This is a genomic window from Streptococcus sp. DTU_2020_1001019_1_SI_AUS_MUR_006 (genome assembly GCF_032340315.1).
Lineage (GTDB): Bacteria > Bacillota > Bacilli > Lactobacillales > Streptococcaceae > Streptococcus.
The window spans coordinates 2,016,062-2,035,146 of sequence record NZ_CP135436.1; the positions used below are offsets into that span (position 1 = coordinate 2,016,062).

The window sequence follows — 19,085 nt, forward strand, 5'->3', positions numbered from 1 at the left end:
TTACTTGTAAAATTCAGACTTTCGGTTTACAATAGAAAGTATGATAAAGATTGAAACTATATTAGATATTTTAAAGAAAGATGGTCTCTTCCGTGAGATTATTGACCAAGGACATTACCATTATTATTATAGTGATGTCGTTTTTGATAGCATCTGCTATGATAGCCGAAAAGCAAAAGAAAATAGTCTCTTTTTTGTCAAAGGAGCAGCCTTCAAAAAAGAATTTCTACTTTCGGCAATTGAACAAGGACTTGCTTGGTATGTAGCAGAACAAGACTATGAAGTAGGTATCCCTGTTATTGTCGTTAGCGATATCAAGAAAGCCATGAGTTTGATTGCCATGGAGTTTTATGGCAACCCTCAGAAGAAATTAAAATTACTTGCTTTCACTGGTACTAAAGGAAAAACAACCGCAGCTTACTTCGCCTACAACATCTTAAGTCAACAACATCGTCCAGCTATGTTATCAACCATGAATACGACCTTGGACGGCAAGACTTTCTTTAAATCTGCCCTGACTACTCCTGAGAGTATCGACCTCTTTGACATGATGGCCCAGGCTGTTGATAATGGAAGAACTCACCTTATCATGGAAGTATCCAGTCAAGCCTACTTGGTTAAACGAGTCTACGGACTGACCTTTGATGTCGGTGTCTTCCTCAACATTAGTCCTGACCATATTGGTCCTATTGAGCATCCAACCTTTGAAGACTACTTCTACCACAAACGTCTCTTGATGAAAAATAGCCGAGCAGTTGTCATTAATAGCGATATGGACCACTTCTCTGTCTTAAAAGAGCAAGTTGAGAACCAAGAGCACGACTTCTACGGTAGCCAATCAAGTAACCAAATTGAAAACTCCAAAGCCTTTAGCTTCTCAGCTACTGGTAAATTAGCTGGAGACTATGATATTCAGTTGATTGGGCACTTCAACCAAGAAAATGCCGTCGCAGCTGGGCTGGCTTGTCTTCGTCTAGGTGCTAGTCTGGATGACATCAAAAAAGGAATTGCAGCAACACGTGTTCCTGGTCGAATGGAAGTCCTCACTCAGAAAAATGGTGCAAAAGTTTTCATTGATTACGCCCACAATGGTGACAGTCTTAAAAAACTAATCTCTGTCGTTGAAACACATCAGACCGGAAAGATAGCTCTAGTTCTCGGTTCAACTGGAAACAAGGGAGAAAGCCGTCGCAAGGACTTTGGACTTCTCCTCGATCAACATCCTGAAATTCAAGTCTTTCTAACAGCTGATGATCCAAACTACGAAGATCCAATGGCCATTGCAGATGAAATCAGTAGCTATATCCATCATCCTGTTGAAAAGATTGCCGACCGTGAGCAAGCTATCAAGACTGCTATGGCTATTACGAGCCAAGCTGAAGATGCGGTCATTATCGCTGGTAAAGGAGCTGATTGCTACCAAATCGTCCAAGGCAAGAAGGAAGACTACCCTGGAGATGCAGCTATCGCAGAACGTTATCTATAGTAAATTTAAAGAAGGCTAGGAAAATCCCTAGCCTTTATTTTTTTATAAAGATGAATCGTTCCTTATCAAATTCGACAGCCAACTCATATTTCCCATCTACATTTTGAACGATGTAGCCTAACAAAACTAAACTATCTACAAAGATATCACGACGTTTCTGCATTAGTTGGTCTTTTTTGAGGAATTTGAGCAAAAAGGTTGTCATATACTTGAGAGCATACTCAGGATTGACATCCCCCAAAACAGCATAGAGTTTCTGCTGTTCTTCTGTCAGCGGATACTGGTGCTTAACCTTATAAAAATAATTAGACAAGGTCATTTTTTCCCTAGCAAAATCCGTATACTCTTCTAGGATAGCTGCATTGGTTTGATTGCGTAATTCCGTCTGAAAATGTTTCTCCAGGATTTCTAGATAGATAGGACTATCATCTCTCACAAAGACTTCTTGGTCTAGTTCAAGAGATTCTGTAGATTCTAGAAATGGGAGATTGAGATAATAGCGTTTGTTTTCTCGAAGAATGAAACCAGCTTTAATGTATTCCTCCAAGTACTTGTCAACTGCAACCCCTGGAAACTGAGCCTTGATTTCACGGAGAATAACATCATCATGCTGATCAAGATAGTCAACCAAATCTCTAAAGAATGGTTGACGCGTCAAGCGAGATGAATTAAAAATCTGAATCATGAAGATTCCTTTCTTTACAAACTAAAAGTGGTGATGCTGCTAATTGACTCGGGTTAGTACCAGGCTGATTCAGAGGTACAGGAAGCCCCAACTCTCGATAATATTCTCTCCAGAAATCACTAATTTCCTGTGTATCATTCCCAAACTTCATGGGAATGGTCCCAAAAATAGGGAGTAGTTCAGCAATGAACTGGGAACAGTAATAACCATCTCCGTCGGGATAAAAAGAGAAATTGTAGGGAGACCCTAAAAGTCTCTCTGCCAGTTTTTTAACCTCTTTGAGATCCATTTTCGGATAGCGATAAAGGTCATATACTTTCTCAGCTTCAAAGAAATCTTCAGGGGATTGGGCAATGACACCGCCTTCCGTAGTTGTATGATAGACCTGTCCGTCCAAAAAGAGGGCCACATGGCTATAGTTGCCAGTAGATTCCTGGATGGCCTGTCCTATATCCGAATCATCCTTAACAAAAATCAAATCACCATTTTCTAACATACTTCTCTCCTAGCAAAAAAGGAGTCGAAACTCCTTTTTAACAATGGGTTTCCCCATCAATCATTAAGCATTGAAGCTTTCAGTCAATTGTGGTACTACTTGTTTCTTACGTGAAACAGCACCTGGAAGGAAGGCATGGTTGTTTTCAAGTTTGAAGTTGAAAGCTGCTTCTACCTTGTCCATATTAGCACCAAGAGCCAAAATTTCTGAGTTTGAGTTGACGATATCTGTAATCATCAAAACAAAGTCAGAGTATCCGTTAGCTGCATTTGCTGCTTGGATAGCTGCTTCAATTTCAGCTTGGCGTTCCAAGACTTCAGCGATATCAACTGTATTGACTTGAGCCACACGAACATTGTTTCCGTTCAATTCAAAAGTCTTAGCATCGATGTCAATCAATTCTTCTGCTGATTTGCTTGCCAAGTTAGTACCAGCCTTGAGCATGGCAAGACCGTATTCTTCCAAGTTCACACCAGCCAATTCAGCCAATTCAGGCGCAATCACCTTATCAGATGGGTGAGTTGTTGGAGATTTCAAAAGAAGGGTATCTGAAATCAAACCTGAAAGCATCAAACCTGCAATTTCTTTTGGAACAGTTACACCGTGTTCTTTGAACATACGGTATACGATTGAAGATGCTGAACCAACTGGCTCCAAACGCATGTAAAGTGGGCTTGCAGTTTCAAAGTTAGCTACACGGTGGTGATCCACAACACCGTAAACTTCTACTTCAGCGATATCTGAAACTGATTGTTGGAATTCATTGTGGTCAGTCAAGATAACTTGGTCTGCACCTTCTGCCTTAGCTGAAGTGATAACACGTGGTGCTTCAACACCAAAATAGTTCAATACAAAAGCTGTTTCTTCATTTGGAGCACCAAGAGCCACCGCTTCTGTATCCAAACCATAAGCTTCTTTTGCAAGATAAGCAAAGGCTACAGATGAACCGATAGCATCCGAATCTGGATTTTGGTGACCAAATACTAGAATCTTAGACATGATAATACCTCGTTTCTTTATTCTCTTTATTGTAGCATTTTTTTTAATTTTTGACAAAAGTAAGAGGAGTCAAAGAACTCCCCACTACTCTTCTAAATGACTGAGTAAATTTTTTTCTTGGTTTTCAGATAAAAATCTTTCCTTTTGCGCTCTCTTCTTACGTTTGAGAAGTGCCTCAGCCGACATAGCTTCTTCTTTACTATCGAAACCTTGAGCATAGATGAGTTTTACTGGCAACCGAGCTCGTGTGTACTTGGCACCTTTCCCACTATTGTGGACAGCGACACGTTTCTTGACATCCGTTGTATAACCAGTATAGTAGGAACCATCCCGACACTCAACTACATACATATAAGCTTTATGATCCATAATAGATTTCTTGAATTTCTGGAGTATAGGAACCATCATCATTATGAACAATGAGTGGTGGCAGAACCTTAAAACCACTAGTGGAGCCGTCCTTGATAGCCTCGATCAAAAGCATATTGGCTTCTTTCTCTCGTTTAGGGTAGACAAATTGCAGACGTTTTGGAGCCAAATTGTGTTGTTGAAGCGTTTCTAAAATATCTAACAAACGATCAGGACGGTGAACCATGGCTAAACGCCCATTGGATTTGAGAATACTTTGGGCACTACGGCAGATTTCCTTGAGATTGGTCGTAATTTCGTGCCGAGCCAACAAGTAGTGCTCACTCTCGTTCAGATTAGAATTTGGGTCCACCTTAAAATAGGGAGGATTGCACAAAATCAAATCAACCTTACTCCCCTGAATGTAAGCAGGCATATTTTTCAAATCATCACAGATAACCTGCATCTGCTCTTCCAAGCTATTTAAACGGACTGATCGTTCAGCCATATCTGCCAGGCGTTCTTGGATTTCAACAGACAGAATTTTCGCCTTAGTACGACTACTGGCAAAAAGCCCAACAGCTCCATTCCCAGCACAAAAATCCACTATCAAGCCATTTTTAGGAAAGCGAGGAAAGCGTGACAAAAGTACACTATCCACCGAATAGCTGAAAACCTCTCTATTTTGAATAATCTTGATATCTGTAGAAAAGAGCTGATTGATTCTCTCTCCTGATTTTAATAATTCTTCTACCATACTTCTATTATAACAAACTATATTAACATTTCAAGAGAGAAAAAATCAATTAAGACTTTTTCTTATTTAGATTAGAAATAGCTTCCTTGGTCCAGATAGGCATCATGCGAGCCAAAGGAGCAAATCCGTATTTGACACGGTCACTTGAAAAACGTCTCCGTCTCGGTAACTGATGTTTCTCTTCTTCCAAAGTCCGAATAGAAAGACTTGCTTTACCTGTATATTCGTCCAAATCGACAACCTGAACTTGAACTTCTTCACCGATTTTTAGTATATCATAGATATTCTCAATAAATCCTGTGCGAATTTCAGAAATATGAATCAAACCTGTGATACCAGTCTCTAGCTCCACAAAGGCTCCATAAGACTGAATCCCTGTAATTCGCCCTGTTAGCTTATCACCTATTTTCATCTTAGTCCTCGATTTCAATCGTTTCGATGACGACATCTTCAACTGGCTTGTCCATTGCACCTGTTTCTACACCTGCAATTACATCCAGAACTTCATAAGAAGCTTCATCTGCAAGCTGTCCAAAAACTGTGTGACGACGATCTAGATGAGGAGTTCCACCTTGTTCTGCATAGATTTCTGCAATTGGTTCTGGCCAACCACCACGAGCAATTTCTTTCTTAGAGTATGGCAAGTGTTGATTTTGCACGATAAAGAACTGGCTACCGTTTGTATTTGGTCCAGCATTAGCCATAGAAAGGGCTCCACGGATATTATAAAGTTCTTCTGAAAATTCATCTTCAAATGACTCACCATAGATAGATTCGCCACCCATACCAGTACCAGTTGGATCTCCACCTTGAATCATAAAGTCTTTGATAATACGGTGGAAAATGACCCCGTCATAGTAACCATCTTTTGAAAGAGCGATAAAGTTGGCTACTGTTTTTGGTGCATGTTCAGGGAAAAGCTTAATACGCATATCTCCATGATTTGTTTTAATAGTCGCAATCGGACCTTCTACTGCTTCAATGTCTACTTGCGGAAAATGTAATTCTTTTTCTACCATACCAAATCCTTCTAAGGCATCAAAGATGCCATCTTCTTCTAATTTTTTTGTAATATAATCTGCTTTTTCTTTGATTTTGTCATGAGAAATCCCCATAGCAACACTAATACCTGCATAATCAAAAAGCTCCAAATCGTTAAGACCGTCTCCAAAGACCATGATGTTCTCAGGTTTAAGACCTAAATGTTCTACAACTTTTGCAACCCCAGCTGCTTTTGAGCCAGAAATAGGCACCACATCTGACGAATATTCATGCCAGCGTACCATACGCAAAGTCGATGCTAAACTTTCAGGCAAAATCAGGTCATCTCCCTGATCCTCAAAAGTCCACATCTGATAGATGTCTTCTTTTTCATAAAAATCAGGATCAACATCCAAGTCAGGATAAATTGGATCAATGGCCTCACTAATCAACTCAGTTCTAGTGGAGAGTTTAGCAGTATGACTACCAACTAAACCATATTCAATCCCAACTTCCTTGGTCCAAGCAATATACTCTTCTACCTTATCCTTAGCAATTTTGTTACTATAAATGACATTGCCCTTTTTATCCTCAATATAGGCACCATTCAGAGTAACAAAAAAGTCAGGTTTAAGCTCGCGAATCTCTGGCACGACACCGAAAATCCCACGACCAGTCGCAATCCCAGTTAAAACACCTTTTTCACGCAATTGTTTAAAAACAGTTGGAATTGAGGTAGGGATAAAACCAGTCTTTGAGTTTCTCAACGTATCATCAATATCAAAAAAAATAACCTTTATCTTTTTTGCCTTATATCTTAATTTCGCGTCCATCACAATGCCTCCTTCAATTCACTCTTTCCATTATACCATAAAGTAGAGAAATCCCACATCCCCAATAAAATCCTTGTCTCTTATCCAAATTCCTTTACTAGATACAAAACCAAATCATCATTATTTTGGCTAGTTGCATTCATTTCCAAGGGTTGATTTCGATACCAGACACCTGTCCCATCTGGAATGTAGCCCCGTCTGATATACAATCTCTGGGCAGGGCCATAGCCTAAGTGCAAACCTACACCAAGAGTGACCTTACTCGAAACAAACTTGACTCGTTTTTCTGCTTCTTCTAGCAGTTGATTCCCAATCCCTTGATTTCGAAAAGGCTCAAACACATTAAAATCTGATAATTCTGGATAGACTTCTGCAAAAGGACCATGTTTAGCAGAGGGCAAAATGGTAACGTAGCCCGCTACAGCACCATCAATCTCTGCAACTAAGACTTCTCTCTCCCCACTTTCCTGTTCCAGAAAATATCTAGCCAAAATATCCTCTCTACCAGGCCAACCTTGATTCATAAATCCATGAGATAAGGATTCAATATCAGACTTAATCATATTTCTAATCGTACAATTCATCTTTGACTTACCCACCTTTACTCTTTCTATTACCATTATAGCACGCCAATGTCAGAAAAAAATTATCTCGTGAGAAAAGACCCACCCGGGCTTTAATTCGCTTTCTTGTTTTCAAGCTAATGAAAAAGAGAGCCACTCGGACCCAAACTCGCTCTCTCATTTCAAAGCTCGTGAAAAAAAGACCCGTCGGGGTCTTAATTCGCTTTCTTATTTTCAAGCTCATGAAAAAGAGGTCCACTGGACCTGAAAAAAAGATCCAAACGGGTCTGAAAAAGAGGTCCCCCGGACCTCAACTCGCTTTCCTATTTCCATGCTCGTGAAAAAAGGTCCCTCGGACCTCAACTCGCTTTCTTATTTTCAAGCTCATGAAAAAGAGGTCCACTGGACCTCTTTTTTAATCTTCGTTTACGAAAGGCATCAAAGCCATTACGCGAGCGCGTTTGATAGCTGTTGTTACTTTACGTTGGTTTTTAGCTGAAGTTCCTGTTACACGACGAGGAAGGATTTTCCCACGTTCTGAAACGAAACGGCTAAGAAGCTCAGTATCTTTGTAATCAACATATTCAATTTTGTTTGCTGCGATGTAATCAACTTTTTTACGGCGTTTGAATCCGCCACGACGTTGTTGAGCCATGTTTTTTTCTCCTTTATAGTATTAATTGTCCATTAGAATGGTAAATCATCATCTGAAATATCCAAAGGATTCGTTGTTCCGAATGGATTTTCATCACGTGAAAAGTCAGGTACTGATTGAGTAGGTGCTGAATAGTTTGAACTTGGTGCTGAATAAGCTCCACCAGTATGTCCTTCACGCACACTACGGCTTTCCAACATTTGGAAATTCTCAGCCACGACTTCCGTCACGTAGACACGTTGTCCTTGCTGGTTATCGTAACTACGAGTCTGAATACGACCTGTCACCCCGATAAGCGAGCCTTTTTTAGCCCAGTTAGCAAGGTTCTCAGCCTGTTGGCGCCACATAACGACATTAATAAAATCAGCCTCACGTTCGCCATTTTGACTCTTAAATGTACGGTTTACTGCAAGAGTAAAAGTCGCAACTGCTACATTTGATGGGGTATAACGCAACTCAGCGTCACGAGTCATACGCCCTACAAGTACAACATTGTTAATCATAATCTACCTTCTTACGCGTCAAGTTTGACGATCATGTGACGAAGAATGTCAGCGTTGATTTTTGAAAGACGGTCAAACTCTTTAAGAGCTGCGTCGTCGTTTGCTTCAACGTTAACGATGTGGTAAAGTCCTTCACGGAAATCTTGGATTTCGTATGCAAGACGACGTTTTTCCCATGTTTTTGATTCAACAACAGTTGCACCGTTGTCAGTCAAGATAGAGTCAAAACGTGCTACCAAAGCGTTTTTCGCTTCTTCTTCAATGTTTGGACGAATGATATAAAGAATTTCGTATTTAGCCATTGATATGTTCCTCCTTTTGGTCTAATGACCCCAAGACATTGCAAGGGGTAAGTGAGGTTTGCTCACAATAAATTATTATACTAGAAAAAAATTTTTTTAGCAAGTAAAAACTGCTTCTATTTTATTTTTTACAGTTTTTTTGCTAAAGTTTGTGTAATTTCTTCAACTTGAATATTCTCAGATTCAAATTTCTGTTTAAAGGTAGCTAGATCAACCGTTCCCTCAATTTGAACTTCGATAACAATCTTACCATCTTTACGTGGAATATTAACAGTATGAGAAATATTGAGATTTTCCTCAACGATTAAAGAAACAATCTTACCAAGTACCCCAACTTCATTTTCTGTGATAAAACGAACACGGATTCCCTCTTCGCCATAACCAGAAATTTCAAGAAATGCTCTGAATACATCACGGTCAGTAATGACACCATAGACTTGTCCATTATCGATAACTGGCAAGATTCCAATCTTATTTTTCAGCATAAGGTAGGTTGCATCTTCCAAACTTGCATAACCTGAGACAGTTACAACATCACGAATCATGACGTCCTTTACTTTTGTTTTATTGAGCAAGTAATTCATCTCGAAGATTGAAAGACTCGTTGCTTTTGACGGACTGGCTTCAGCAATTGTTCCTTCTGTTACTAGACCAACTAATTTATCATTTTCAATAACAGGAAGACGATGCAAACCTTGTTCGCGCATCAAGTCTGCTGCATGTGCTACAGTCGTATCTGGGCTAATATATACGACCTTTCGTGTCATAAAATCTTTAACTGCCATAGGAACTCTCCTTTATGTTTATAGCTTTATTATACACTTTTTACGAAAATCAATCAAACGCTTTCATCTCTTTTTCAAGATTCTGAAAACTCTGAAATACTATAAAAAGGCTCTATAATATTTGTAGTGGGTAAATCCCCTATAGATATTATGGAGCCTATTTTGTTGTAGAAAAAAAGTCCCATATGACCTATAATGAAAAGCGACAAAACAACTCATTAGAAAGATTCATATGGAACAATTACATTTTATCACAAAACTCCTTGATATTAAAGACCCAAACATCAAGATTGTAGATATCATCAATATGGATACACACAAGGAAATCATCGCCAAACTGGACTACGATGCTCTATCTTGTCCTGATTGTGGAAGTCAAATGAAAAAATATGACTTTCAAAAACCGTCGAAAATTCCTTATCTTGAAACAACTGGTATGCCTACTAGAATCCTCCTTAGAAAGCGTCGATTCAAGTGCTATCATTGCTCGAAAATGATGGTCGCTGAGACTTCTATCGTCAAGAAGAATCATCAAATTCCTCGTATTATCAACCAAAAAATTGCGCAAAAGTTAATTGAAAAGACTTCTATGACTGATATTGCCCATCAGCTATCCATTTCAACTTCAACTGTCATTCGAAAGCTCAATGATTTCCACTTTAAGCATGATTTTTCTCGTCTTCCTGAGATTATGTCCTGGGACGAGTATGCCTTCACTAAGGGAAAAATGAGTTTCATTGCACAAGATTTTGATAATCTCAACATCATCACTGTTCTTGAAGGCAGAACACAAGCTATCATCCGCAATCACTTTCTTCGCTACGATAGAGCGGTTCGCTGTCAGGTGAAAATCATTACTATGGATATGTTTAGTCCTTACTATAACTTGGCTAAACAGCTTTTTCCTTATGCTAAAATCGTTCTAGATCGTTTTCACATTGTGCAACATCTTAGCCGTGCTATGAGTCGTGTCCGTGTTCAAATCATGAATCAATTTGATAGAAAATCCCATGAATACAAAGCTATCAAGCGCTACTGGAAGCTCATTCAACAGGATAGTCGTAAACTAAGTGATAAACGTTTTTATCGCCCTACTTTTCGCATGCACTTAACAAATAAGGAGATTCTAGACAAGCTTTTGAGCTATTCAGAAGACTTGAGACACCACTATAATCTCTATCAGCTCTTGCTTTTTCACTTTCAGAACAAGGAGCCAGACAAATTTTTCGGACTCATTGAGGACAATCTTAAACAGGTTCATCCTCTTTTTCAGACTGTCTTTAAGACATTTCTCAAGGACAAAGAGAAAATTGTCAACGCCCTTCAACTACCCTATTCCAACGCCAAATTGGAAGCGACCAATAATCTCGTTAAACTTATCAAACGAAATGCCTTTGGATTTCGGAACTTTGACAACTTTAAGAAACGAATTTTCATCGCTCTGAATATAAAAATGAAGAGGACATCAATTGTCCTCTCCAGATGTTAGTTTTTATTCAACCCACTACAGTTGACAAAGAGCCTATAAAAAGAGCCCTATATTAGGGCCCTCAATCTTATGATTATGCAATTTATTCGACAATCTTTCCCGCAGACTAAAACAATCCACTGGATTTGATGATTGCCAAGCAATCTCTATCTGCCGACTAAAAAGGTCCCTCGGACTAAATGTGGATTGCTGGCGCAATTTTTATCCGCAACCTAAACTAGTCTCCCAGACTAGTTTAGCCACCTAGATATGCTTTTCTGACTTCATCTGATGCGGTGAGTTCTTTTCCTGTTCCTGATAGGACAATTTTTCCTGTTTCAAGAACATAGCCTCGATCTGCGATGGCAAGTGCTTTATTGGCATTTTGCTCGATCAAAAGAACGGTCGTACCTTGTTTTTGAATATCTTGGATGATATCAAAAATTTCTTGGATAAAAATTGGAGCAAGCCCCATTGATGGTTCATCTAAGAGAAGAAGCTTAGGCGTTGACATAAGCGCACGTCCCATAGCAAGCATCTGCTGTTCACCACCTGATAGGGTAGCTGCATCTTGGTTTTTACGTTCTTCCAAACGCGGGAAACGTGAAAATACTTTTTTCAGATTTGCTTGATTTTCTTCACGATTTTTCTTAAGGAAGGCTCCCATTTCCAAGTTTTCCATAACTGTCAAACCAGGGAAGACGTGACGTCCTTCTGGTACTTGAGAAAGTCCTGATGCCACAATTTTTTGTGCGGGCATCTTTTGGATTTCTTGTCCTAAAAATTCAATCCGACCAGAACTTGGACGAACAAGGCCTGATAAGGTACGAAGGATGGTTGTTTTACCAGCACCGTTTGCACCGATAAGGGAAACAACTTCTCCTTCATTTACTTCAAAGCTCACATCACGTACAGCTTGAATCATACCATAGTGTACTGAGAGGTTTTCAACTTTTAACATAGACATTAGGCTTCACCTCCAAGATAAGCTTCGATAACACGTTTATTACTCTTGATTTCATCTGGTGTCCCGTGAGCAATCAAACGACCGTACTCAAGAACATAGATACGCTCCGTAACTTCCATAACCAAGTTCATATCATGTTCAATCAGCATAATAGTAATCTTGAATTCATCCTTGATGCGACGAATCAACTCAGTCAATTCTGCAGTTTCTTGTGGATTCATACCCGCTGCAGGCTCATCCAAGAAAAGGATTTTAGGTTCTGTAGCAAGGGCACGCACAATCTCTAAGCGACGTTGTTGACCATAGGCTAAATTTTTAGCGAGAGTTTCAGCATCTCCATCCAAATCAAAGATTTTTAGTAATTCTAAGGCTTTAGCTTTCAATTCTTTTTCATTCTTATAAAAAGCTGGTAAGCGCAAGAAACTTGCAAAAACATGTTGTTTATGATGATTACTAAATGCAATCAGAACATTGTCTAATACAGTTAAGTCTTTAAAGAGACGAATATTTTGGAAAGTACGTCCTAAACCAAGAGCAGCAATTTTATAGGGCTGCTTGCCATTTAACAAGTGACCATCCAAGGTTACTGTTCCTTCGCTTGGTTCATACACACCTGTCAAGAGGTTGAAGAGAGTTGTTTTACCAGCTCCGTTCGGTCCAATCAAGCCAACAAGTTCACCTTCATTCAATTCAAGAGTTACATCTCCAACAGCCGTTAGACCACCAAAATGCTTGGTTAACTGTTTTACTTCAAGTAATGCCATTAGTTTTGTTCCTCCTTCTTAGTTTTTTTAAAGAAACTAGATAGACTTAATTCCCATGTTCCAAGAAGACCACCTGGTCTGAAAATCATTACAAGTACCAAGGCTAGGGCGTAGATGATCATACGAATACTTGCTACATCCTGTAGAAGCATGTTTAAAATACCAAGAACAATGGCAGCAACAATCGCTCCTGTAATGGATCCCAAACCGCCAAATACAACAATAATCAAGACGTTGATAGAGTTGATAAAACTATAATCTTTAGGCACAACAGAACCGATAAATCCTGCTTGAAGCGAACCTGCAATACTTGCAGTCATCGCTCCGAATACAAAAGCAATAATTTTGATTTTGGTTGTATTTACCCCAACTGATTCAGCAGCGATTTCATCTTCACGAACGGATAAAGTTAGACGACCGATTGGACTACGAAGGAAATTAAGTGTTGCAATTGTTGTAATCACAGCAAAGAAATATACCATTTGCCAGTTAGTAAAGTTTGGAATACCTAGAATACCAGCTGCACCATTAGTTAGTTCACCACCATTAACAATACAGATTCGAATAATCTCAGCAACACCTAGGGTTGCTACTGCAAGATAGTCCCCTTTCAAACGAAGAGTTGGAATCCCAACGACTAAAGCCACTAATCCTGAGATAAGTGCTCCAAGAAGCATAGCTCCAAAGAAGGCTCCATAGGTTGGAGATTTAGAACCAATAATTGCAGCCGCATAGGCACCAATAGCCATAAATCCTGCGTGCCCTAGAGAAAATTGTCCAGAAAAACCTACGATAAGGTTAAGACCAACTGCAAGTATGATGTTAATCCCAATTTGCTCTAAAATTTGAATATAAAAGAGATTGAGCACTCCAGCTGAAACAAGTACGCTGATTAAGCCATAGCCTGCTAATAAAAGGAGCAACCATAAAATATTAACTTTTAAATTTTCTTTCATTGTTTACACCTTCTCTTTCACATTCTTACCGAGGATACCAGCTGGACGTACAATCAAGATTAAGAGCAAGATTCCATACACGATAGCATCACGGAAATCTGACATTCCGAAGGCGGTAGCAAATGTTTCTAAAAGACCAATAACAAAGCCACCCAGAGCCGCACCAGGGATGATTCCGATACCACCTAGAACGGCAGCCACGAATGATTTAATACCTGGAGTCATCCCCATCAATGGTTCAAGAGAGTTATAGTAAAGTGCAATCAAGACACCCGCTGCACCAGCTAGGGCTGAACCCAAAGCGAATGTAAAGCTGATAGTACGGTTTACATTGATTCCCATCAACTGAGCAGCATCACTATCTACAGATACAGCACGCATGGCTTTCCCCATTTTTGTTTTTTGTACAATGAGTTGCAGAAGAACCATCAAAACAAGTGAGACAGTCAAAATCAACAATTGAATATTGGTCAGACTGATTGGACCTAAGTCATAACGCACTGTTTGGATTGCTTGAGGAAAGGCACGTGTGTTGGCTCCGACTAGATAAACCATCCCATACTCAAGTAAGAAGGAAACCCCAATCGCTGTAATCAATACAGAGATACGAGTTGAATGACGTAATGGGCGGTAAGCTAGAAACTCAATGATAACACCAAGAATTGCTGTGCCTGCCATTGATAAAATCAAGGCAACAAAGAAATTTAATTGCAAGGAATTAATCAAAAAATAACCCATGAAAGCACCTATCATATAGATATCACCGTGGGCAAAGTTAATCAGCTTGATAATTCCATAAACCATAGTATAACCTAGGGCTAGCAGCGCATAGACACTACCCAAGATTAAACCATTTACAAGTTGTTGAAGCATATGGTTCACTCTTTCTAATTTATATTTTTAGAATTTTATAAAAAAATAATCCTTTCATAAACACCGAAACAGGGAGTGAGTAGAAGCTCATTCCCCATTTACGATATCTACTAGATTAAGGTTTAACCGACTCAACTGACTCAACTTTACCATCTTTTAAGCCAATCATAAGTGCAGATTTAACCGGATTATGGTCTTTGTCAATAGACATTGTACCAGTAACACCTTCCAAGTCTTTCAACTTCGCAAGGTTGTCTTTCAATTCGACAGAGTTCTTAGCACCTTTAGATGCTTCCGAAATCATGTAAACTGAATCATATGCCAAGGCTGCAAACATTGAAGGTTCTTCGTTGTATTTCGCTTTATAAGCTTCTACGAATTTCTTGGCTTTATCAGTCATTTCACCTTCAGTAGAGAATCCAGTTACGTAGTAGATGTCTGTAGCTGCAGCAGGTGTTGCTTGTTCAACGAATTTAGCATCACTAAATCCATCACCACCGATGATTGGTTGTTTGATTCCCATACCACGTGCTTGGTTTACAATTTTACCAGTTTCAGTGTAGTACCCTGGAAGGACAATGGCATCGAAGTCTTTATCTTTGATTTTTGTAAGTGCGGCTTGGAAATCTGTATCCTTAGATTGGAACGTTTCTGTCGCTACAATTTCACCTTTATAAGATTTCTTGAAGGCTTCAGCAATCCCTTTAGCATAGTCAGATGAGTTATCGTAGTATAGAACGACTTTCTTCGCTTTCAAGTTATCAGTTGTGTATTTAGCAATGATTTGTCCTTGGAAGCTATCGATGAAGGTTGCACGGAAAAGGTAATCTTGACCTTTTGTCAAATCATCTTGAGTTGCTGATGGGGTTACCAATGGTACACCTGCTTTACCAGCATTGGCAACCGCTGCGGCAGTGGCACCTGAAGTTGCAGGTCCTACAAGAGCGTTCACTTTTGATTGGGTAACAAGGTTTGTTGTAACGGTAGCCGCTTCAGCTGTCTCAGATTTGTTATCTTTGTCTACAACTTCGATTTGTTTTCCATCGATACCACCAGCTGCGTTGATTTCATCAACGGCCAATTGAGCACCTTTTTGTTCAGCGCTACCGTAGGCTGCTACTTCACCAGTTTTTTCAAAATTAAAACCGATTTTTAGTTCTTTGTCGATTTCGTTACCAGCAGCGTTTGACGCTCCAGACTTCACTTCTCCGCAGGCTGCAAGAAGTGCTACACTTGCAAGCGCCACAAACGATAGGGCAAATTTTTTCTTCATCTTTTTGTCTCCTTATTTCTTAAATAAATAGCATGTTAAGAATATACCGAATTATCAGAAAATTGTCAACACATTTATCTAAAATTTTACATGATAACGTTTTCGTTATTTCTGTAGAGACTACCAACAAAGGGAGTTTCCAATTCTTGGATATGACATTGTCTCACTTTTTTGACAAATTTCTCTTTTCCTAAACGGCTAACCAGTTCTTCCACTTCTTCTGTTGGAACATAAAGTTGCAGATAACGGTGTTTTTTAGAGTGGTAACAAATATCACCATAATTATCGAGTTTTTTTGCATCACGATTATAGTATAGGTAGATAATCAGACCAGACCGATTCTCTTTTTGAAACATATTACAACTTCCTTCTAACAATCTTCTTACTATTATATCAAAAAAAGCAAACTCAGTCGAGTTTGCTTCAAAAGATTAATTCAAAGAATTATTAGCCATGATTTCATCAATGAAACCATATTCAAGTGTTTCTTGAGCGCTCATCCAGTAATCACGTTCAGCATCTGCATGGATTTGCTCAACTGATTTACCAGAATTATCTGCAAGAATTTGCTCCAAAGACTTACGAGTTTTAAGCAAGTGCTCAGCCGCAATAGCCATATCTGTCTGTTGCGTACCACCACCAGTACCACCCATCGGTTGGTGAATCATGTACTCTGCATTTGGAAGCATGAAGCGTTTGCCCTTAGCACCACTTGATGCGATAATAGTTCCCATTGAGGCAGCCATACCCATAACAATCGTTTGTACGTCTGCTTTGATGAAATTCATAGTATCTACAATTGCCAAACCAGCTGAAACTGATCCACCTGGTGTATTAACATAGAGGTAGATATCTTTAGTGCTGTCTTGAGCATCCAAGAAGAGCAACTGAGCAATAACTGAGTTTGCCATATTGTCTTCAACTGGACCTGTCAGCATGATGATGCGGTCTTTCAAAAGACGAGAGTAGATATCGTAGGAACGTTCCCCACGACTTGTTTGTTCAATTACTACAGGAATCATTGATTTCTCCTTTTAACTTTTATTTTTGTTAGTCACATGACTGAAGTTATGACTATTATAATACCTTGGTCAAAAAAGGTCAAATTTTTGATATATTTTCATATATACTTTTAAATTAAGTGATGAAAATTACTTTTTCCAATTAGAAGGAGAAAAACCTACATACTTAGTTCCCTTGTATTCTAAATGCTCCAATTTCCCAATAACATCCTGCTCATTTTTAGTCACAGTACATCGAAAGCGGATTTCTTTGCCACTTAATAAATCATCTATTTCTTGTTCAGAAAATTCATGATTACACCATTTATGTTTAAAACGAACTTTCTTCCCATTCCAAACACCAACGACATAATGGCCATTATTACTACGTTGCCATTCATCTGATTCATCTAGATAATCATCCATGGCTTCATTAACTAAATCATCGTAAGACTCGGCGATATTCTCTTCTACACCTAAAATCTCTTCCCAATCGATTCCCATGTCAAATTTCTCTATTCTTTATTCTTATTTAGTACCGAACAAGCGGTCTCCTGCGTCACCAAGACCTGGAACGATATAGCCATGTTCGTTCAAACGTTCATCCAAAGCTGCTGTAAAGATTTCTACATCTGGGTGAGCTTCTTGAAGAGCTTTTACACCTTCTGGAGCAGATACAAGGCAGACAAATTTGATGTTTGATGCTCCACGTTTTTTGAGGGAATCAACAGCAAGGATAGCTGAACCACCTGTCGCAAGCATTGGGTCAACAACAAAGATTTGACGTTGGTCGATATCTTCTGGTAATTTTACCAAGTATTCAACAGGTTGAAGAGTTTCTTCATCACGGTACATACCGATATGTCCAACCTTAGCAGCTGGAACCAAGCTCAAGAGACCGTCAACCATACCGATACCAGCACGCAAGATTGGTACAATTGCTAATTTTTTACCTGTCAATTGTTTTTGAACGGTTTTAGTAATTGGTGTTTCAATTTCCACATCTTCAAGCGGAAGATCACGAAGTACTTCATATCCCATCAACATAGCAATTTCATCTACTAATTCACGAAAAGCTTTTGTAGAAGTGTCTGTACGACGCAAGATTGACAATTTGTGTTGAATGAGTGGATGATTAATGACTTCAAGTTTTCCCATTTTCTGAATTCCTTCTTTCAATTTATTCTTCTTATTATATCAAAAAATGGTTTAAAAATCCTTCTAAACCATCTTTTTTTTTAATTTTTAAATCAAGTTAGCTTCTTGAAGAGCTGCTTGTACTGTCTCAAGCGGTAAGTGGGTCAACTCAGTCCCTTTTTCACGATAGAGATACTGGGCGTAATCGTCCATACGGTACTGGTTAATATAAACGACACGCTCACATCCTACCTGAAGCAATTGCTTGGTGCAGTTGAGACAAGGAAAATGAGTAACGTAAGCTGTAAATCCTTTTGGAACGCCACGTTCGGCTCCTTGTAAAATAGCATTCACCTCTGCATGAAGGGTACGGACACAGTGACCTTCAATCACCAAACAGTCATGGTCAATACAATGCTCTGTTCCTGATACAGAGCCATTATAACCTGTTGAAATAACCTTATTATCCTTGACTAAAACAGCTCCTACCTTGGCGCGTTTACAGGTTGAACGATTGGCAATCAATAGGGCTTGAGCAGCAAAATACTCATCCCAAGCCAGTCTTTTTTCTGTCATAACTTCTCTCCTCCTGATCTATTTTTTGAAAAATGGTAGGCGTAAATCTGCGATTTTTTCAGCAGGAACCTTCATTCCATCCTTGATCCATTTAAGCAAAACTGATACGATGGCAGAACTCCAAAAAGAATGCAGGTAAGAGCTGACTCCTTTTGATTTTCCATAGTATTTTTCTAAAAACTCTTGCATGGCTTGCACAAAGATTTTTTCCAAGTGATAGTCCAGGGCAAGCTGAATAACCTTGGCTTCTTTTCTGGCTTCACGAAAGAGATGAACCCAAACCAGATAGAGATCTGTTTTGACATCGTAATGACTCAGCTGCTCCATGATATTATGGACACTGCGTTTAAAGACGCTTTCTAAAATCTCTTCTTTGGAGTCATAGTTTCGATAAAAGGCGGCACGAGAAACACCAGCACGTTTGACTAACTCAGAAATGCTAATCTTAGCCAACTCCTTCTTCTCCAAAAGTTGCAAAAGAGCTGTTTCGATAGCTTCTCTGGTCAGTAAATTGGATTCTTTGTTTGATTTTCTGAGATTTTCAAGTGAATTTTCGGAAATTCTTCGTTCGGCCATAACACTTCCTTTCTACTTGTGACAACAGAGTGACGAGACTTTTGTTTTAAGATTTTTCATGATATAATTGTAAAAAAAGACAGAACCTTTGTCAATGTATA

Annotated in this window: 25 protein-coding genes; 2 read left to right on the top strand and 23 right to left on the bottom strand. The window is 39.1% G+C overall.

The annotated features are described in order from the left end of the window. Positions 1-40 precede the first annotated feature (40 nt). The gene (locus RRU92_RS09635) at positions 41-1,486 is read left to right on the top strand and encodes a UDP-N-acetylmuramoyl-L-alanyl-D-glutamate--L-lysine ligase (RefSeq protein ID WP_315639642.1); all 1,446 of its coding nucleotides are present in this window, start codon (positions 41-43) and stop codon (positions 1,484-1,486) included. A gap of 34 nt (positions 1,487-1,520) precedes the next feature. Here RRU92_RS09635 and RRU92_RS09640 read toward each other — a convergent pair whose 3' ends face one another. The 12 genes from RRU92_RS09640 to RRU92_RS09695 all read right to left on the bottom strand — a co-directional run bounded on the left by RRU92_RS09640 (position 1,521) and on the right by RRU92_RS09695 (position 9,393). Next, positions 1,521-2,171, bottom strand: a complete 651-nt coding sequence (locus RRU92_RS09640; RefSeq protein ID WP_315639643.1) for a DUF1803 domain-containing protein — start codon at positions 2,169-2,171, stop codon at positions 1,521-1,523. Beyond that, the gene (locus RRU92_RS09645; RefSeq protein WP_315639647.1) at positions 2,155-2,667 is read right to left on the bottom strand and encodes a YiiX/YebB-like N1pC/P60 family cysteine hydrolase; all 513 of its coding nucleotides are present in this window, start codon (positions 2,665-2,667) and stop codon (positions 2,155-2,157) included. The genes RRU92_RS09640 and RRU92_RS09645 overlap by 17 nt, the downstream gene beginning before the upstream one ends. A 63-nt stretch (positions 2,668-2,730) precedes the next feature. Beyond that, entirely contained in the window at positions 2,731-3,666 is a 936-nt protein-coding gene (locus tag RRU92_RS09650) for a manganese-dependent inorganic pyrophosphatase (RefSeq protein ID WP_315639650.1), read from the bottom strand. Positions 3,667-3,750: 84 nt separating this feature from the next. Further along, the gene (locus RRU92_RS09655) at positions 3,751-4,035 is read right to left on the bottom strand and encodes a GIY-YIG nuclease family protein (protein WP_315639652.1); all 285 of its coding nucleotides are present in this window, start codon (positions 4,033-4,035) and stop codon (positions 3,751-3,753) included. Next, positions 4,025-4,771: a tRNA1(Val) (adenine(37)-N6)-methyltransferase gene (locus RRU92_RS09660; protein WP_000229055.1), complete on the bottom strand. Its 747-nt coding sequence runs from the start codon at positions 4,769-4,771 to the stop codon at positions 4,025-4,027. The genes RRU92_RS09655 and RRU92_RS09660 overlap by 11 nt, the downstream gene beginning before the upstream one ends. A 49-nt stretch (positions 4,772-4,820) precedes the next feature. Continuing rightward, the gene (locus RRU92_RS09665) at positions 4,821-5,183 is read right to left on the bottom strand and encodes a S1 RNA-binding domain-containing protein (protein WP_060956020.1); all 363 of its coding nucleotides are present in this window, start codon (positions 5,181-5,183) and stop codon (positions 4,821-4,823) included. Between the two features lies 1 nt (position 5,184). Continuing rightward, entirely contained in the window at positions 5,185-6,585 is a 1,401-nt protein-coding gene (locus RRU92_RS09670; RefSeq protein ID WP_315639654.1) for a bifunctional Cof-type HAD-IIB family hydrolase/peptidylprolyl isomerase, read from the bottom strand. 80 nt (positions 6,586-6,665) lie between these two features. Beyond that, entirely contained in the window at positions 6,666-7,169 is a 504-nt protein-coding gene (locus RRU92_RS09675) for a GNAT family N-acetyltransferase (RefSeq protein WP_049530705.1), read from the bottom strand. Between the two features lie 394 nt (positions 7,170-7,563). Next, positions 7,564-7,803, bottom strand: a complete 240-nt coding sequence (gene rpsR / locus RRU92_RS09680; RefSeq protein WP_000068664.1) for a 30S ribosomal protein S18 — start codon at positions 7,801-7,803, stop codon at positions 7,564-7,566. Between the two features lie 32 nt (positions 7,804-7,835). Further along, positions 7,836-8,306 carry a single-stranded DNA-binding protein SsbA gene (ssbA, locus tag RRU92_RS09685; RefSeq protein ID WP_000609604.1) on the bottom strand — a complete coding sequence of 157 codons (471 nt, stop codon included), beginning with the start codon at positions 8,304-8,306 and terminating at the stop codon, positions 7,836-7,838. An 11-nt stretch (positions 8,307-8,317) separates the two neighbouring features. Further along, entirely contained in the window at positions 8,318-8,608 is a 291-nt protein-coding gene (gene rpsF / locus RRU92_RS09690) for a 30S ribosomal protein S6 (protein ID WP_049530661.1), read from the bottom strand. Between the two features lie 128 nt (positions 8,609-8,736). Beyond that, positions 8,737-9,393, bottom strand: a complete 657-nt coding sequence (locus RRU92_RS09695) for a CBS domain-containing protein (protein ID WP_000268637.1) — start codon at positions 9,391-9,393, stop codon at positions 8,737-8,739. 232 nt (positions 9,394-9,625) lie between these two features. Between RRU92_RS09695 and RRU92_RS09700 the strand changes: the two genes are divergently transcribed. Further along, positions 9,626-10,882, top strand: coding sequence for an ISL3 family transposase (locus RRU92_RS09700; protein ID WP_315639098.1), 1,257 nt, complete (start codon positions 9,626-9,628; stop codon positions 10,880-10,882). 235 nt (positions 10,883-11,117) lie between these two features. On the opposite strand, the gene RRU92_RS09705 is transcribed toward RRU92_RS09700, so the two are convergent. The 11 genes from RRU92_RS09705 to RRU92_RS09755 all read right to left on the bottom strand — a co-directional run bounded on the left by RRU92_RS09705 (position 11,118) and on the right by RRU92_RS09755 (position 18,984). Continuing rightward, complete coding sequence (locus RRU92_RS09705; protein ID WP_075232203.1) at positions 11,118-11,828, bottom strand: ABC transporter ATP-binding protein; 711 nt, start codon at positions 11,826-11,828, stop codon at positions 11,118-11,120. Further along, on the bottom strand, positions 11,828-12,592 hold the full coding sequence (locus tag RRU92_RS09710; protein ID WP_075232204.1) for an ABC transporter ATP-binding protein: 765 nt from the start codon (positions 12,590-12,592) through the stop codon (positions 11,828-11,830). Before RRU92_RS09710 ends, RRU92_RS09705 begins: the two co-directional genes overlap by 1 nt. Next, positions 12,592-13,548: a branched-chain amino acid ABC transporter permease gene (locus tag RRU92_RS09715; protein WP_075232205.1), complete on the bottom strand. Its 957-nt coding sequence runs from the start codon at positions 13,546-13,548 to the stop codon at positions 12,592-12,594. Before RRU92_RS09715 ends, RRU92_RS09710 begins: the two co-directional genes overlap by 1 nt. A gap of 3 nt (positions 13,549-13,551) precedes the next feature. After that, entirely contained in the window at positions 13,552-14,421 is an 870-nt protein-coding gene (locus RRU92_RS09720; RefSeq protein ID WP_075232206.1) for a branched-chain amino acid ABC transporter permease, read from the bottom strand. A gap of 115 nt (positions 14,422-14,536) precedes the next feature. Further along, positions 14,537-15,694, bottom strand: coding sequence for an ABC transporter substrate-binding protein (locus tag RRU92_RS09725; RefSeq protein ID WP_075232207.1), 1,158 nt, complete (start codon positions 15,692-15,694; stop codon positions 14,537-14,539). Positions 15,695-15,780: 86 nt separating this feature from the next. Beyond that, the gene (locus RRU92_RS09730) at positions 15,781-16,050 is read right to left on the bottom strand and encodes a YlbG family protein (RefSeq protein ID WP_049549362.1); all 270 of its coding nucleotides are present in this window, start codon (positions 16,048-16,050) and stop codon (positions 15,781-15,783) included. 75 nt (positions 16,051-16,125) lie between these two features. Continuing rightward, on the bottom strand, positions 16,126-16,716 hold the full coding sequence (gene clpP / locus RRU92_RS09735; RefSeq protein WP_075232208.1) for an ATP-dependent Clp protease proteolytic subunit ClpP: 591 nt from the start codon (positions 16,714-16,716) through the stop codon (positions 16,126-16,128). Positions 16,717-16,845: 129 nt separating this feature from the next. Next, positions 16,846-17,199 carry a DNA topoisomerase I gene (locus RRU92_RS09740; protein WP_075232209.1) on the bottom strand — a complete coding sequence of 118 codons (354 nt, stop codon included), beginning with the start codon at positions 17,197-17,199 and terminating at the stop codon, positions 16,846-16,848. Positions 17,200-17,223: 24 nt separating this feature from the next. Next, a complete protein-coding gene (gene upp / locus RRU92_RS09745) occupies positions 17,224-17,853 on the bottom strand; it encodes a uracil phosphoribosyltransferase (RefSeq protein ID WP_315639667.1) in 630 nt (209 codons plus the stop codon). 87 nt (positions 17,854-17,940) lie between these two features. Beyond that, positions 17,941-18,408 carry a deoxycytidylate deaminase gene (locus RRU92_RS09750; protein WP_000136981.1) on the bottom strand — a complete coding sequence of 156 codons (468 nt, stop codon included), beginning with the start codon at positions 18,406-18,408 and terminating at the stop codon, positions 17,941-17,943. An 18-nt stretch (positions 18,409-18,426) separates the two neighbouring features. Continuing rightward, positions 18,427-18,984, bottom strand: coding sequence for a TetR/AcrR family transcriptional regulator (locus tag RRU92_RS09755; RefSeq protein WP_315639670.1), 558 nt, complete (start codon positions 18,982-18,984; stop codon positions 18,427-18,429). Positions 18,985-19,085: the final 101 nt, after the last annotated feature.